Annotated in this window: 18 protein-coding genes and 1 tRNA gene; 5 read left to right on the plus strand and 14 right to left on the minus strand. The window is 57.0% G+C overall.

Going from position 1 to position 15,826, the window contains the following annotated elements; genetic code table 11:
- The coding region (locus ACILQA_RS05165; RefSeq protein ID WP_395628725.1) for an acyl-CoA dehydrogenase family protein at positions 1-386 on the minus strand (386 nt) is incomplete at its 3' end.
- Between the two features lie 103 nt (positions 387-489).
- On the opposite strand from ACILQA_RS05165, the gene ACILQA_RS05170 reads away from it, so the two are divergent.
- From ACILQA_RS05170 to fdxA, 4 genes are all read left to right on the plus strand, one after another.
- On the plus strand, positions 490-1,725 hold the full coding sequence (locus ACILQA_RS05170) for an NAD(P)/FAD-dependent oxidoreductase (protein ID WP_395628726.1): 1,236 nt from the start codon (positions 490-492) through the stop codon (positions 1,723-1,725).
- A 4-nt stretch (positions 1,726-1,729) separates the two neighbouring features.
- Positions 1,730-4,495, plus strand: coding sequence for a helicase-related protein (locus tag ACILQA_RS05175; RefSeq protein WP_395628727.1), 2,766 nt, complete (start codon positions 1,730-1,732; stop codon positions 4,493-4,495).
- A 15-nt stretch (positions 4,496-4,510) separates the two neighbouring features.
- Entirely contained in the window at positions 4,511-4,759 is a 249-nt protein-coding gene (locus ACILQA_RS05180) for an RNA-binding S4 domain-containing protein (protein ID WP_395628728.1), read from the plus strand.
- A gap of 107 nt (positions 4,760-4,866) precedes the next feature.
- Positions 4,867-5,205, plus strand: coding sequence for a ferredoxin FdxA (fdxA, locus tag ACILQA_RS05185; RefSeq protein ID WP_395628729.1), 339 nt, complete (start codon positions 4,867-4,869; stop codon positions 5,203-5,205).
- Here the strand turns inward: fdxA and ACILQA_RS05190 are convergent.
- The 3 genes from ACILQA_RS05190 to lipB are packed head-to-tail and all read right to left on the minus strand — an operon-like array spanning position 5,202 to position 7,480.
- Positions 5,202-6,494, minus strand: a complete 1,293-nt coding sequence (locus ACILQA_RS05190; protein ID WP_395628730.1) for an NADH:flavin oxidoreductase/NADH oxidase family protein — start codon at positions 6,492-6,494, stop codon at positions 5,202-5,204. The genes fdxA and ACILQA_RS05190 overlap by 4 nt on opposite strands.
- Entirely contained in the window at positions 6,491-6,787 is a 297-nt protein-coding gene (locus ACILQA_RS05195) for a hypothetical protein (protein ID WP_395628731.1), read from the minus strand. The genes ACILQA_RS05190 and ACILQA_RS05195 overlap by 4 nt, the downstream gene beginning before the upstream one ends.
- A gap of 15 nt (positions 6,788-6,802) precedes the next feature.
- Positions 6,803-7,480, minus strand: a complete 678-nt coding sequence (gene lipB / locus ACILQA_RS05200) for a lipoyl(octanoyl) transferase LipB (RefSeq protein WP_395628732.1) — start codon at positions 7,478-7,480, stop codon at positions 6,803-6,805.
- A 78-nt stretch (positions 7,481-7,558) separates the two neighbouring features.
- Between lipB and ACILQA_RS05205 the strand changes: the two genes are divergently transcribed.
- Positions 7,559-8,302: a hypothetical protein gene (locus tag ACILQA_RS05205; protein WP_395628733.1), complete on the plus strand. Its 744-nt coding sequence runs from the start codon at positions 7,559-7,561 to the stop codon at positions 8,300-8,302.
- Here ACILQA_RS05205 and ACILQA_RS05210 read toward each other — a convergent pair.
- From ACILQA_RS05210 to ACILQA_RS05255, 10 genes are all read right to left on the minus strand, one after another.
- On the minus strand, positions 8,292-8,879 hold the full coding sequence (locus tag ACILQA_RS05210) for a GNAT family N-acetyltransferase (RefSeq protein ID WP_395628734.1): 588 nt from the start codon (positions 8,877-8,879) through the stop codon (positions 8,292-8,294). The genes ACILQA_RS05205 and ACILQA_RS05210 overlap by 11 nt on opposite strands.
- A 6-nt stretch (positions 8,880-8,885) precedes the next feature.
- Positions 8,886-9,743 (minus strand): oxygen-dependent coproporphyrinogen oxidase, encoded by an 858-nt coding sequence (hemF, locus tag ACILQA_RS05215; protein WP_395628735.1) that lies wholly within the window; start codon positions 9,741-9,743, stop codon positions 8,886-8,888.
- Entirely contained in the window at positions 9,740-10,201 is a 462-nt protein-coding gene (locus ACILQA_RS05220; protein ID WP_395628736.1) for a tRNA (cytidine(34)-2'-O)-methyltransferase, read from the minus strand. The genes hemF and ACILQA_RS05220 overlap by 4 nt, the downstream gene beginning before the upstream one ends.
- 103 nt (positions 10,202-10,304) lie before the next feature.
- On the minus strand, positions 10,305-11,726 hold the full coding sequence (locus ACILQA_RS05225; RefSeq protein WP_395628737.1) for an ATP-binding protein: 1,422 nt from the start codon (positions 11,724-11,726) through the stop codon (positions 10,305-10,307).
- Positions 11,723-12,442, minus strand: a complete 720-nt coding sequence (locus ACILQA_RS05230) for a response regulator (protein WP_395628738.1) — start codon at positions 12,440-12,442, stop codon at positions 11,723-11,725. The genes ACILQA_RS05225 and ACILQA_RS05230 overlap by 4 nt, the downstream gene beginning before the upstream one ends.
- A 120-nt stretch (positions 12,443-12,562) precedes the next feature.
- On the minus strand, positions 12,563-13,138 hold the full coding sequence (locus tag ACILQA_RS05235) for an EF-hand domain-containing protein (protein ID WP_395628739.1): 576 nt from the start codon (positions 13,136-13,138) through the stop codon (positions 12,563-12,565).
- 151 nt (positions 13,139-13,289) lie between these two features.
- A tRNA-Gly gene (locus ACILQA_RS05240) sits at positions 13,290-13,363 on the minus strand.
- Between the two features lie 121 nt (positions 13,364-13,484).
- Positions 13,485-14,348 carry a cytochrome c1 gene (locus ACILQA_RS05245; RefSeq protein WP_395628740.1) on the minus strand — a complete coding sequence of 288 codons (864 nt, stop codon included), beginning with the start codon at positions 14,346-14,348 and terminating at the stop codon, positions 13,485-13,487.
- Positions 14,349-14,366: 18 nt separating this feature from the next.
- Positions 14,367-15,659, minus strand: a complete 1,293-nt coding sequence (locus ACILQA_RS05250) for a cytochrome bc complex cytochrome b subunit (protein ID WP_395628741.1) — start codon at positions 15,657-15,659, stop codon at positions 14,367-14,369.
- A gap of 14 nt (positions 15,660-15,673) precedes the next feature.
- Positions 15,674-15,826, minus strand: a 153-nt coding sequence (locus ACILQA_RS05255) for a Rieske 2Fe-2S domain-containing protein (protein WP_395628742.1), incomplete at its 5' end; no start/stop codon positions are given.

Below are 15,826 nucleotides of genomic sequence, written 5' to 3' on the forward strand. Positions count from 1 at the left end.
GCCAAACTGCCGACATGTTCGCCCGAAATCAGCTTGGGCAGATATTTCGCTTTTTGCTCGGGCGAGGCCCAACGCGCGATCTGGTTGACGCACAGATTGGAATGCGCGCCATAAGACAGTCCGATGGATGCAGAAGCCCGGCTGACTTCTTCAACGGCGACCACATGTTCCAAATAGCCAAGGCCAAGGCCGCCATCTTCTTGTGCAACCGTCATGCCGTGAAGCCCAAGCGCCCCCATGGCTGGCCATAATTCTTCCCGCGGAAACCAGTCATCGGCATCGATTTTAGCGGCCAAGGGGGCGATTTTATCCGTCGCAAAGCGGTGCGTTGTATCGCGGATCATGTCGGCATTTTCGCCGAGGGCAAAGTCTAAAGTCATCGCCATCCTCTGCCATTTATTTGATAGTGCCGCAAGCATGGGACTAGCCAGTTGCTGACCTTTTGCTTACCGCAGTTTTGACATTTTCTGAATGAGCGAATCTTGAACGATGCATTATGACATTCTCATCGTCGGTGGCGGCCATGGCGGTGCGCAAGCGGCCATCGCATTGCGGCAGGCAAAATTCGAAGGCAGCATCGCTATCGTCAATGCCGAACCTGAATATCCTTATGAGCGCCCACCATTGTCCAAGGACTATTTTGCGGGCGACAAGGCGTTTGAACGCATCATGATCCGGCCTGCTGCGTTTTGGGCGGAGCGTTCGGTGGATATGCTGCTTGGCCAGCGGGTGGAGACGGTGGATGCCGCCGCGCATTCCGTCACGACTTCTGACGGCACAGTCTTCACTTATGGCCATATGATCTGGGCCACAGGCGGCGACCCACGGCAACTGCCCGTCACGGGGGGCAATCTGCGCGGCGTGCATGTTGTCAGAACCCGCGCCGATGTGGATCACATGGTCGAAGGCCTGGATGATGTCGCGGACGTTGTGATTGTCGGCGGCGGCTATATCGGGCTGGAGGCCGCAGCGGTGCTGCGTAAAATGGGTAAGAAAGTGACTGTGCTGGAGGCGATGGATCGCGTGCTTGCGCGGGTTGCTGGCGAGCCGCTGTCGCGCTTTTATGAATCCGAACATCGCAGCCATGGCGTTGATCTGCGTCTGAACGTCGGCATTGCGGCGATTGAAGGCGACGATGTCGCCACCGGCGTTCGCTTGGCCGATGGTGAAGTTATCCCCGCGCAAATGGTTATTGTTGGCATTGGTATCATCCCGTCGGTTGCGCCTTTATTGACGGCGGGTGCCGCGGGCGGCGCTGGTGTTGATGTTGATGCCTATTGCCGGACATCCTTGCCAGATATCTTTGCCATTGGTGACTGCGCTGCCCATGCCAACAGCTTTGCCGGCGGCAATATCATGCGCGTGGAATCTGTGCAGAATGCCAATGACATGGCCAATGCTGTGGCGAAAAGCTTAATGGGTGCGCTGACCGAATATCATGCGGTGCCGTGGTTCTGGTCAAACCAATATGACTTAAGGCTGCAAACCGTCGGCATCAGCGCTGGCTATGACACGACCGTGTTGCGCGGCGATTTGGACGCACGCAGCTTTTCGCTGATCTATTTGAAATCGGGCCGCGTCATTGCCCTCGATTGTGTGAACGCGACCAAGGATTATGTGCAGGGCCGCGCCTTTGTGACAGAGGGCTTGTCGCCTTCCGCTGAACAATTGGCAAATACCGACGTTCCCTTGAAAGAACTCGCCGCCGAATTGACTGCCACCTAAACTTTTGCCTCCAGTCCGTTCAGCCCTCACGGCCATTTTAGGTCCAACCAACACCGGCAAGACCCATCTCGCTGTGGAGCGGATGTGTGCCCATTCGAGCGGGATGATCGGCTTTCCATTGCGGTTGCTGGCGCGGGAAATCTATGACCGGCTGGTGGCGATTAAGGGCGCGCAAAATGTCGCGCTGATTACGGGCGAGGAACGGATCGAGCCGCCGCAGGCGCGCTGGTATTGCTGCACCGTTGAAAGCATGCCGATCCACAAGGAATTTGCCTTCGTCGCGATTGACGAAGCGCAACTGGGGGCGGACCCCGAACGCGGCCATATTTTCACAGACCGCATCTTGCATGCCCGCGGGCGGGAGGAGACGATGATTTTGGGTTCGGAAAGCCTGCGCCCGATCATCCGGTCACTGTTGCCCGATGCGGAGATCATATCCCGTCCGCGCTTTTCCACGTTAAGCTATGCCGGCGCAAAGAAGCTGTCCCGGCTGCCCAAACGCTCTGCCATCGTCGCGTTTTCGATTGAGCAGGTCTATGCGGTCGCCGAAACATTACGCCGGATGCGCGGCGGCGCTGCGGTGGTCATGGGCGCTTTGTCGCCGCGCACCCGCAATGCGCAGGTGGCGATGTTCCAGTCGGGCGAGGTCGATTATCTCGTGGCCACCGATGCGATTGGCATGGGGCTGAACCTTGATGTCGCGCATGTCGCCTTTGTCAGCCTGTCGAAATTCGACGGATCGCGCCGGCGCAGGTTGACCGTCGCCGAAATGGCGCAAATCGCGGGGCGGGCCGGACGACACCAACGGGACGGAAGCTTTGGTACGCTCGCGGGCGAAGGCAGCGAGTTTACCCCCGAAGACGTGCTGGCGATTGAAGGGCACAGTTTTCCGCGGCTGGACTGGCTATATTGGCGCGAGGCAAAGCCAAGATTTAACGACATCGCGACGCTGATCGCGGATCTTGAGAAAAAACCGGGCCTTCCGGGCTTATTGCCCGCGCCCAAGGTCATCGACCTTTTGGTGCTCAAGCGCTTGGCCGAAATGCCCGACGTGAAATCGCTGATCCGGCACCCTGTTGATGTGGCCCGGTTGTGGGAAGTGGCCTGCTTGCCCGATTTCCGGCAAATGGGTGAGGAGCATCATAGCCGCTTTGTCGCGTCCTTATGGCAATATCTGGGGCAGGGCGAGCGCGTCATTCCGCACGGCATCTACGCAAATGAGCTGGCACGGCTGGATAATATTCAAGGCGACGTCGACACGCTGTCCGCCCGAATCGCAGCGGTGCGGACATGGACCTATATCGCGCACCGGAACGATTGGCTGGCGAACCCCCCGGCAATGGCCGAACGCGCACGGGCGCTCGAAGAAAAATTATCGGATGCATTGCACGATGCGCTGCGTCAGCGGTTTGTCGATAAACGCACATCGATGTTGCTGCGCAAAGGTGCTGGCGATGTCGGGCTGTTACCCGTTGAAATCCAGCAGGATAATCGCGTTCTTGTCGATGGCGAGGATATTGGGACTTTACAAGGATTTGCCTTTCGGGTTGACCCGGCGGCAAAAGCGGGTGACCGTAAATTGTTATTGGCTGCCGCAGAACGACATCTGGCAGCGCATTTGAGGCAAAAGGCAAAGGACGTAACTATGGCAGAGGATAGCGAATTCTCGCTCGCAGCCGATGGGGAGGGTAAACCTTCGATCTTCTGGAAGGATGACCTTCTGGGCACATTGACCAAAGGCCGCACGCTGCTGCAACCTGCATTTGCGCCCGTAAAGGCCGTCGCCGGATTGGAAGGCGACGCCCTGCGCGAGATTGTCACGCGCGCGGAAAGCTGGATTGAAAGCCAGCTGGCAAAGGCGATGGGCGGCATTGTCGGATTGCTCGACCTCGCCCAGCAAGCCGATGTCGACGGCAACGTTCGTGCGCTTGCGGTTCGGCTTGCCGATGAAGGCGGGATTGCGGGTCGGCATTATCTTGCCGACGCCATCGCCGCGCTTCCCAAGGAAGCCCGCGGCGCTGCACGCAAGGGCGGTATCGTTTTCGGCGCGCTCGATATTTATCACCACGCCGCGTTGAAACCCGCTGCCGCCAAATGGCGCGCTGCCTTGTTTGCCGCACGCGACAGCCGTGCCATGCCTGTGCTGCCACCCGAAAGCGCGGTGCATTTGAAAACATGGAATTTTGCGAACCCGTCGGAGGCCAGAAACGCCGGCTATCGCAGGATTGGTGATGAATATGTGCGTATCGATTTGGCCGAACGCGTGATCAAAAAAGCGCATGAAGCGCGCGGGCAGAACAATGTTTTTGGCATGGACATGGCCTTTGCAACCTCGCTGGGTATCAGCGAGGCCGGTTTGAAAGCGCTGATGCGCGACGCCGGTTTCCGTCCCGCCGAAGCGGCGGTTGTGCCCGAGACAGCGGCCGATGAAACACCCATGGTCGACGAAAGCACGCCAGTCGAAGCAACACCAGCGCCTGAGGCTGAAGCCACAGTTGAAGCGACTGCCGCCGATGCCGACGCCGTTGTACCAGAGCAAACCGCGCCAAAAGAAACCGCGCCCGTCGTCCTGACGCATTGGCGTTGGGTGGGCTTGCCCAAACCCCGTCCGCCCGAACAGCGCAGGCCGCATGCTGCTGCAGAACGAAAGCCGCACGCATCGGCAAAGCCGAAGGTGAAGCCCGATCGCGCACCGCCAGCACCAAAGCCAAGTGCGCCGCCGTCGGCATTGGCCTTGCAATTGGCTGCGCTCAAGGGCCTCAAGCTCTAAAAGGTCAGGCAAGTCTTGCGGATCGACAAGCTGCTGTTCTTTCTGCGATTGGCCAAAAGCCGTTCGCTGGCGCAAAGCTGGGCAGAGGCTGGCCATATAAGGTTAAATGGTCGCCGGATCGAAAAGGGCAGTGCCGCAGTACGCATTGGCGATATCATCACCATGCCATTGGGCGAGGCTGTTTTGACTTTAAAGCTGCTGTCTATCCCTGTTCGGCGAGGTCCTGCATCAGAGGCGCAGCTTTTCTATCAACGTATCGACTAAAAAACTGGCGAATCGGTGCAATCCGGCGTTGACTTCCCCCTGCACCTCGCAATAGGCAGATGAAGTGAAACGGCTAATCCGCCGTTATATATGGGAGAGTTCCGCCAATGACTTATGTCGTTACCGATGCCTGCATCCGCTGCAAATATATGGACTGCGTTGAAGTATGTCCGGTGGATTGCTTCTATGAAGGCGAGAATATGCTCGTCATCAACCCAAATGAGTGCATCGATTGCGGCGTGTGCGAACCCGAATGCCCTGCAGAAGCGATTTTGCCAGACACCGAAAGCGGTTTGGAACAATGGCTTGAGCTGAACGCAACTTACAGTGCAGAATGGCCGAACATCACATCTAGCCGCGAACCGCCTGCAGACGCAGACGAGCAGAAGGGCGAAGAAGGCAAGTTCGACAAATTTTTCAGCGCTGAGCCCGGCGAAGGCGATTAAGCCTTCGCGGCACGCCGCTCTTTAAGCCAGCTTCTTTGATAGGATTCTACTTCGCGTAGAGCCTCAAAGACCGTGACGGTCGGCTTCGTCCGGCCGGTACGTCCCAGCGCGTATATCTGGCTGTAAAACCAATATTGGGTCGCAAAGCCTTCGATCCCGCGCACGGCCTTTATCTTGCGTAGGCTGGATAACCAATCGGGCAACAGCTTTAGCTGGTTTTCAACCTTGGGCAGCATCGCCAAGCCACCGAGCAGCCGCTTTGGTGCCTCGGGCATCACGCATAATGGCCGGGCCAATCCAACAACATCGGCCGCCCTGTTGCGCAGCGCCTGTTCCATCGCCGACGCGCTGCGGAAACCGCCAGTGACCATCAATGGAATGGTCAACTCACTCTTCATCGCTTTTGCAAAATCAACGAAATAAGCTTCACGTGCGAGCGTTGTTTCCGCGACGGCTTGCGTCTCTTCGGCTTCCATCCCCTCGATGCCCAATAGCTTGGGCTGCTCATACGTGCCGCCCGATATTTCGATCAAATCAACGCCAGCATCCTGAAGCCAGCGGGCCACCTGAAGGCTGTCTTCAAAAGCAAAACCGCCGCGCTGGAAATCCGCGCTGTTCAGCTTGACCGAAATCGGGAACTGAGGGCCAACCAAAGTCCGGACGGTGTTGACGGTGAACATCAGGAAGCGCGCGCGGTTGACGAGGCTGCCACCCCAGCGATCGGTGCGCTGGTTTGACTTCGGGCTGAGGAATTGGGAGATCAGATAGCCGTGCGCTGCATGGATTTGAACGCCCGTGAAGCCGGCATTTTGGCAATGCAGTGCCGCTTGGCCGAACCGGCCAATCAGATTTAGGATTTCATCCTCGGTCAATGCAACCGGCATGCCAAATTGTCCGCCGGGCAGGCCCAGCTTGACCGCTGACGGCGCCTTTGGACGTGGGTTGATGCCCCGCATGGTCTGGCGGCCCGCGTGGCTTATCTGCGCCCAAAAATGGTTGCCATTGCGCGTCGCGGCCTTGGTCCATGATTTGAGCGCGTCCATCATCGCTTCGTCGGGCTGTCCGCTGAAAAAGACGTTTCCAGCCCGCTCCAAATGGTCGGCATCAATATGGATATTGCCGGAAATCTGCAGACCCGCGCCTCCGTCCGACCATATGCCGTACAGGCGCTGCAACTCGGGCGTGGGCACACCTTGCGTGTCCGCCAAGCCCTCGGTCATCGCGGCTTTTGCTATTCTGTTTTTGAGTACGGCCCCGCAGGGCAGTTGTATGGCGCTACTTAAGATCACTTTGGCTCGCTTGGTTCTTCAATTTTTGGTTCATCTGAACCATCGGTTTTGGGTTCGTCGCTTTCTTCCGGCGTTGCTTTTTCAGCATCGGTATCGGCACGCACGGGCATCGCTTCAACAGGTGCCTCATCGGTGGATTCGTCGGTGTTAATCATGTCGTCACTGATCGTGCCTTTAAGGCTTTCGAGATTGTCCATCCGCGTTTCGGTGACCTGATTGTCTTCTTTGCCGCCGCCACAGGCCGACAATGCCAGTAAGGCTGCAAAGGCAGGTGCTATGATATTGAAACGCATATCGTCCTCAGTTCTCTATTCCGGCGCGACCGTACAATTTCCGCCCGCTTTGGCAAGGTTAATGAGAAAGTCGGGGAAGCTGGCGCGCAAGGCTGCGTCGAAGTCCTGCATTGATGCTTCAATGCCCAGGTCGGCGAGGCTTGTGACCGGATATTCGGATATCCCGCACGGGACGATGCCGCCGAAATGATTCAAATCCGGCGCAATATTCACCGCAAAGCCATGCATCGTCACCCATCTGCGGATGCGCACGCCAATTGCGCCGATTTTCGCTTCCTGACCATTTTTGGTGTCGCACCATATGCCAACACGGCCTTCAGCACGGCGTGCCTCTACCCCGAAACGGCCAAGCGCAGCGATAACCCAACCCTCAAGCGCATGCACATAACAGCGGACATCTTTGCAATGCTTGGCAAGGTCAATCATGACATAGCCCACACGCTGCCCCGGCCCATGATAGGTGTAACGTCCGCCGCGTCCGGTGTCGTACACGGGAAATGCGGTGCTCAGCAATTCTGCCGGGTCCGCGCTCGTCCCGCCTGTGTATAATGGCGGGTGTTCCAGCAGCCAGATAAGCTCCCGTGCGTTTTCGTCACGGATGGCAGCCTGCAATGCTTCCATACGGGCAACGGCTTCGGGATAGGGGGTTAGCCCTTCGGAAACGTCCCAATCAATATTGCAATCGATCTTCATCCGCGCTGCTTAGCATGGTGCAAGCCGCTTGCCACCGGATATGTCAGCCTCTACGCCGCCTAGGGTCAGGGAGTGTATATGCAAAAGAAGCTTGATTATCGTGCGGTGGCAAAAGATGCGCGCGCTTCATTCGCGGCGCACCGTGAAGCCATTATCGCCATTGCGGGCTTTTTCATTTTCATGTCGAACTGGATCGCGGGCTATCTGGCCCCTCCACTCGTCCTCGACAGCTTTGACGATACCGCCAAAGTCATCGCGGCGTTCAGCGGTTATTTCGAGGCGAATTGGCCGGTCTTGTTACCGGCGATGCTTGTCACAATGTATGGCAGCCTTGCGCTTTATGTCCTGATTTCGGGGCGCCAACTGGCCAAAGTCGGCGACGCGCTTGTTATCGCGGCTGCTTTGTTCCCGACATATTTAACCGCGACCATATTGACCGGCTGGGCGACATTTGCAGGGTTTTTGCTGTTCATCATTCCCGGACTGTATCTCACGGGCCGTTTTGCCGTGCTGCCCGCAGTCATCGCGCAAGAACCGGGGCTTGGCATCATAGATGCGGTGAAGCAGACTTGGGCGACAACGCGCAAATGCGGTTGGGCTATAGTGATACTGACGCTGTTTATCGCGGTCGCTATACGCCTGGTTTCAGGGATCGTTGGTGATGCCGTCGCGGGCATATGCCAAGCAATTGCGGGCGAGGGCGGGGTTCCCATCATCCAAGCTGCGGTCAGCGCGTTTTTCGCCGCGGTTGAGGCTGTTATCTACGTTATCGCTGCGACGGCGGTTAATCGTCAGCTTGGGGCACAGACGGCTAACCAATAATGGGAATATGCGGCGCTGCATCGCGGGGGATGAGGCCGCTGATCCGCGGGTCCGTAAATGTTTCCAATTGCCGTTGATAGGCCGTGAACCCGGCCTTTTGATAAAAGGCGAGCGCGGTTGGACCGTCGAGCGTGCATGTATGCACCCACATGCGCTGCACGCCAGCCTCTGCCCAACCCAGCTGAAGCGCCATGGCCATCAACCATTTGCCGTGGCCCTTGCCGACGAGTTCGGGGATCAGGCCGAAAAAGGCGATTTCACATGCGCCATCGGTTCTGAAGTCGAGTTCCAATATGCCGACTTCAATTCCGCGCCTGTCCACTACCGCCCAAATCCGGACCTTGGGGTCGTGAATGGTCGCAATCAGCGTCTCGTCGTCCATCTCAAGGCGTGAGAACCACAGCCATGGTTCGCCAATGCGGCGATAGAGTGCGCGATATTTGTGGGCATGCGGGGCGTGCCATGGCTCTAGCCGCAAATCCGAAGCTGGCAGCGCGCGCAGTGGCGGGCGGCTGGTCATTTCCAGCGAGGTTACAATGGCTCCAAGCTCGCCATCGGCAATCGGGCTATAGGGCATTTGGGGTTAATCCCACGCCACTTCGGGCGGAAGGCTCATCAAAATCGCGTCGACATTTCCGCCGGTTTTCAGGCCAAAGGTGGTGCCGCGGTCATATACCAGGTTGAATTCGGCATAGAGCCCGCGCCAGCGCCGCTGCGCCTGCTTTTCCTCAGCGGTGAATGGCTGATTCATCCGGCGGCGCACCAGCTTGGGGAAGATATCGAGGAAAGCTTCGCCAACATCGCGGGTCAGTGCAAAATTCTGGTCGAAAATGGCATCACTGCTGTTTTCCAGATGGTCGTAGAAAATACCGCCAACACCGCGATGCACGTTGCGGTGGGGGATCCAGAAATAATCCTCCGCCCATTTGCGATAGCGTTCGTACACGTCGGGGCCATAAGGCGCACATGCGGCACGCAGACGGGCGTGGAAGTCTGCTGTGTCTTCTTCATAGGGGATGGGCGGGTTGAGATCGGCACCGCCGCCAAACCAGCTTTTCGTCGTTACAAGATAGCGCGTGTTCATATGCACCGCTGGCACATGTGGATTGGCCATATGCGCGACGAGGCTGATGCCGGTCGCGAAAAAATTGGGATCTTCGGCCGCGCCATGAATGGTCTTGGCAAATTCGGGGTTGAAGCTGCCGCCTACGGTCGAGACGTTTACGCCGACCTTTTCAAAGATTTTACCCTTCATCACGCCGCGCACGCCGCCGCCGCCGGGCGAACCGTCATGGTCGTGGCGATCCCAAGGGATATATTCGAATGATGCGTCTGATCCGGCTTCGCGTTCGATGGCTTCAAACGCCGCGCAAATGCTGTCGCGCAGCGATTCGAACCAACTGCGCGCGGTTTGCTGCCGATTGTCGAGGACCAGAGTCATACTGCACCTTCCGGAAATTGTTGGGTCTGCCGCAGACCTTCTGCCAGCGCGATGCCAGCCGACACCGAAATGTTCAAGGACCGAAATCCAGCGCCCATGGGAATATATACGCGTTCGTCGGCGCGGGCATGCACTTCGGGCGGTGCGCCGCTGCTTTCCGACCCCATCAGGATGACATCATCGGGCCGAAAGGCGAATGCGGGCAGGGCGGTTGAAGCCTTGCTCGACATCAGCACCAACCGCGCGCCGTTCAATGTTTCAAGAAACGCCGACCAGTCTGTGTGGCGCCGAATCTTTGCATGCGCGACATAGTCCATACCGGCACGCCTCAAGGCACGTTCAGAAAAGGGAAAACCGCAAGGTTCTATGATGTCGCATTGGACGCAAAAGCATGCCGTTGTGCGTAATACCGCCCCGACATTGCCGGCCATATCCGGCTGATAGAGCGCGATGCGCATGAAAACTCTCCGATGGAAACCAATTGTCGATGATTAGACCGTATCAGGCCTTCATGGCAACCGCGCCCGCGGGCTAAATGTTCACATGCGGCGCCGTTAGCTTTTATATCTTAAACGACATTGTCGCGCGCAGGCCGCCCTCGGCGCGATTGCGAAGCCCGACATCACCGCCATGGGCGCGGGCGATCGCACGTGAGATGGTAAGGCCCAATCCGGAACCGCCTGTCGAGCGGCTGCGTGATCGTTCCGCGCGCACAAATGGTTCGAACATGCTTTCGGCCATTGCGGGATCGATGCCTGGACCATCATCATCGATATCCACAAAAATCATGCCGCCTTCGTCGCGCACCACCAGCGCAGCATGCTTTCCATAGGCAATGGCGTTGCCAATCAGGTTGCGCAGCGCGCGACGGATCAGCACGGGCCGGATATGCGCAACAACACGCCGTTCGGACGTTTCGAAACGGGCATTTTCGAAGTCGCTGACCACGGTTTCTACCATCGCCCCGATATCAACCGATTGCAGGGGTTCGCCTGACTTGCCCAACCGTGCGAGCGTTAGAATGTCATCAAGGATGGTCACCATTTCATCGATGGTGGCCGCCATTTTTTCGCGCTCTTCATCGTCATCGACCGATTCAATGCGCACGCGCAGCGCGGCGAGGGGGGTTTTCAAATCATGGCCAATCGCGCCCAACATCACGTCTTTTTCGCCAAGCAGGTTTGAAACGCGCGCTTGCATGGCGTTGAACGCAACGATCAGCTGCTGCACATCATCTGGCCCTGCGCGCTCCATGGGTTCCGGATCCTCGGCAACGCCGACGCGCCGCACACGGCGGGTTAAATCCTCAAGCGGGCGCGCAATCCGGCGGGCCACCAATGCCAGTGGCACCATGACAGCGATAAACAACGTAAATGTCTGCAGCAATAAAGCGATCATCGATGCGCGGTCGTTTGCGCGCACAAGTCCCGCTGCATGCAAAAACTGCCCATTGGGCAACCGGCCGGCCAGGAGAACGGCGGTGCTTGGCATTTTTCGGGCAGATTGACGAAACCGTCCGGCTTGCCAGCGGCGAACCTGTGGATCGCGCAGTGCCGGGGGAAGCGCATTGAGCGATACCGCCGATATGCGGACGTCGGATAATGCGATCTCGCCCTGTTGCAGAAATTCCTGCGCACGGATGGACATATCATCCTGATATTCCGCGCGGGGAATGTTGAGGGCATTGTTCTCGACCGTGATGGTAACGTTCCTGCGCCGGTTCGGCCGGTCTTTCCGAACGTCACCGCGTGCTGCAATAAATGGCGCGGCAGACGCATCGCCCATGCGTTCGCTGCGTTCCAAATGGTTGGCCACGCGGCTGACGACCATCACCGATGCTTCGGCGACAGCGCGTGTGCGGGTGCCCGACAACAACATGGCGGCATTCACACATTGCGCCAATAACAGCGCAGATCCAGCGACGAGCAATATCTGTCCATAGAGGCTGCGGGGCCACAAGCGGAAGGTGCGCGACGGTGTCACAGGCGGGTAACCACTGTAGAGAATCGATAGCCGCCGCCCCAGATCGTCTTGATATGTTGGGGGTCCTTGGGATCATGTTCGATCTTGCGGCGTAAACGGCTGACTTGATTATCGATCGCACGGTCAAAAGGGCCACCCTCGCGCCCGCGGGTAAGGTCGAGAAGCTGATCGCGGGTCAATATGTGGCCTGCGCGCTCCACCAGCGCTTCCAGCATCCGGAATTCGCCAGATGACAGCGGCACCAAAACACCTTTGGGATCAAACAGCGTCTGTTCGGTGGTGTTCAAAGTCCAACCATCGAAGCTAAAGCTTTGACCCGCGCGTTCGGGCTTTGGCGCGCCCGAAGAGACACGGCGCAGCACCGCCTTTATTCGGGCCACCAGTTCGCGCGGGGAAAAAGGTTTGACGACATAATCATCCGCGCCGATCTCAAGGCCAATGATGCGGTCGGTCTCTTCCGATTTGGCTGTCAGCAAAATGACGGGCGGGCCTTCATGCGCGGCGATATGGCGGCAGAGGCTCAATCCATCCTCACCGGGCATCATGATATCCAACAGGACCATATCGATGTCGTATGCAAGCAACGCGGAACGCGCCGTCGATGCGCTGGCGGCATCGGTGATACGAAAGCCCTGCCGCTCAAGATATTTGCCCAATGGCTCACGAATCGACGCTTCATCGTCGACAAGCAGCAAATGTGGGCGGGGTTTATGCATATCGCGCAGGCTTCATCTTTAGGCACACATTAGCAAGAAAAAAGGCCGGAGACGGCAGAGCAGCTCCGGCCAAGAAAGACCCGGTCCAAAAGGGGGAAAAGACCGCGCCAGCAAAGTCGGTTAGCCGCCGTTGGGCTGGGCAGGGGCCATACGTCCGTTCCAGCGACCCTTGCGTCCGGCCTTGCGCTCATCGGGGCTGATGCTGCCATCTTTATTGGTATCTGCCTTGGCGAAACGGGCTTCAGCGGCAGCACGGAATTCCGACTGCGATATGGCCTTGTCACCATTGCTGTCCGCACGCGCCATTATATCCATGCGTCCGTCACGGCCACCTTCGCGCGCATGACGCTTGCCCATCTTGCGATGCTCCATGCGCTTTTCGCGTCGGCTCATCCGACGCTCGCCGAGCATTTCATGTGCGGCCATGAATTCAGCTTGGCTGATCGCGCCGTTTTTGTCGGTGTCGATTGCGGCAAAACGCTTGGCCAGCATCGCGGTCTTGTCGCCTTCATTCAGCGTACCATCGGCATTTGCGTCCATCTTAGTAAAAGCCGCATCGGCGGCTGCCATGGCTTCGGCTTTGGTGACAACGCGGTCGCCGTCTTGGTCGGCCATTCCACGGGGCGCGGCATATAATGCAGCGGCCGAGCTTATCGAAAGGGCCATTAGACCAGCGTATATCGAGAGTTTCTTCATCCTAATCGCTCCTTGTGATCGTCCGCGGGACTGCAGATGAAACGGATATAGGCTGTATATGTCGCAACAGTTTGTCGAGGCAAAGCATGCTTTGTCGCAAACTGTAACAGCATGGGATGATTTAACGCGGTGATGTGAAGCTGTGGAAAGTTGGAGCGGGTAAGGGGAATCGAACCCCTCTAGCTAGCTTGGAAGGCTAGTGCATTACCACTATGCTATACCCGCGACTGGCCATGGGCCGTCTTGAGCGCCGCTATTGCCATTATACGGCCCTAGCGTCAACGCCCAGATTGTAAAAGAAAGGGCCGCAAAAGCGGCCCTTTCCAAAAACTATGCTGTTTTTTTATCAATGCTTCTTGTCTGCCCAGATCGTTTTGTAGGACATCCAAGCAAGCACCGTGAAGACCAGGAGGAAGCCAAGGGCTGCCCAACCTGCGCTCTTGCGGTTTTCCATCTTTGGTTCCGCAGCCCAGGTCAGGAATGCAGAGACGTCTCTCGCCATCTGTTCCTTGGTAGCCTTCGTACCATCGTCATAGGTAACCTGGTCATCGGAAACGATCGGTGCCGCCATTGCGATGTTCAGGTTCGCAAACCATGGGTTGAAGTGCAGGCCGGCAGGTGTTGCCGCTTCAGGGAATTCCTTCAGCAGTTCTTTGCCTTCTTCGTTCTTGTAGCCAGCTTGGTCACGATAGCCGAGCAGCAATGAATACACATATGCTGGGCCATTTTCACGCGCCTTTGTGATCAGCGAAAGATCTGGTGGAAGCGCATTGTTGTTGGCCGCACGTGCTGCAACTTCGTTCGCAAATGGCGAAGGAATTTTGTCCGCAGGAATGGCCGGACGTGTCGCAGGCTCACCCGTTTCGGGGTTGATGCTTGGAACTTCGGTCTTCCATGCCTTTGCAAGCGCTTTGACCTGTTCTTCGCTGTAACCCAAGGCCGCGAAATCGCGGAACGCGACCAGATTCAAGCTGTGGCAAGCGGCGCAGACTTCAGCATAGACCTTCAAACCGCGCTGCAATTCACCGCGGTCATATTTGCCCAACGGACCGTCATGGGCAAATTTAACGGGCAAAGACTCTTCGTGGAACTCCGCCTCAACCGAAGGAACGGCAGGTTCCTTGATCGCAGTGATGACGGTGTCCCCAAGGCCGAGCAACAGCATGCCGCTGAAAAACAGGCCTACCAAAAAAGCAACTAAACGAACCATGATTATGCTTTCCCTGTTTTACGCAGCCGCTGGAAGCGGTTTGCCGGTGACAGCTTCGGTGATTGAATTTGGCAGCGGAAGCGGCCGTTCAATGCGCGAAACGATTGGCAAGATGATCAAGAAGTGGGCGAAATAATACGCTGCCGCAATTTGGCTGAGTACAACCCACTGGGTATATGGAGGTTTGCCACCGCAATAGGTCAGGATGACGATACATGGGATCAGACCATACCAGAAGAATTTGCGGAACAATGGACGATAATGTCCCGAACGCACGGGAGACGTGTCCAGCCAAGGCAGGAAGAACAATAGCAAGATCGAACCGAACATTGCCAGCACGCCCATCAATTTAGCTGGGATGAGGATGATGCCGGTGAACGGAATGCCAAAGTCGACCGTGAACGCCTTCAAAATTGCGTAGAAGGGCAAGAAATACCATTCAGGCACAATGTGCGCTGGCGTCGATAGCGGGTTCGCCGGAATATAGTTGTCCGGGTGGCCCAGCATATTTGGTGCAAAGAAAGTGACCGCCACGAAGAAGATCAAGAAGATCCCAAGGCCGAAGCCGTCTTTTGCGGTGTAATAGGGGTGGAATGGAACCGTGTCCTGCTCACCCTTTACGCTCACGCCCGTTGGGTTTGACGACCCTGGAATGTGCAATGCCCAAATGTGCAAGATGATGACACCCGCAATGACGAATGGCAGCAAATAGTGCAGCGAGAAGAAACGGTTCAGCGCAGCCTGGTCTGGCGAAAAGCCGCCCAAAAGAAGCTGTCGCAGCGGTTCACCGACCAATGGAATGGCGGAGAAGAAGCCCGTGATAACCTGTGCACCCCAGAAGCTCATTTGGCCCCATGGAAGCACATAGCCCATGAACGCAGTCGCCATCATCAACAAGAAGATGGTGACGCCCAGCAACCAGATCATTTCGCGTGGCGCTTTATATGAGCCATAGAAAAGACCGCGGAAGATATGGATATAGACCACGATGAAGAAGAAGCTTGCGCCGTTCATGTGTGCATAGCGAATGAACCAGCCCGAGTTCACATCGCGCATGATATGTTCAACGCTGTTAAACGCGCCATCGACACTTGCATAATAATGCATGGCCAAAACGATGCCGGTCACAATCTGGATAACCAAAGCGACGCCCGCAAGGACGCCGAAGTTCCAGAAGTAATTGAGGTTGCGGGGTACCGGATATCCGGCGCCGACCGCGTTATATACAAGGCGTGGCAAAGGAAGACGTTCGTCGACCCATTTGCTCACCGTACCCTGCGGTTTATATTCTTGTGCCCAAGGGAAGCTCATCGCGTTTTAGCTCCTCAACCGATTTTGACGACTGTGTCAGAAATGAATGCGAATTCCGGAACGACGAGATTTGTCGGGGCTGGGCCCTTCCGGATACGTGCGGCGGTATCATAATGTGAACCATGGCATGGGCAGAAATAGCCGCCATATTCACCCTTAACTTCACC

Origin of the sequence: Sphingorhabdus sp., assembly GCF_044239005.1 — a bacterium.
Taxonomy (GTDB): domain Bacteria; phylum Pseudomonadota; class Alphaproteobacteria; order Sphingomonadales; family Sphingomonadaceae; genus Sphingorhabdus_B.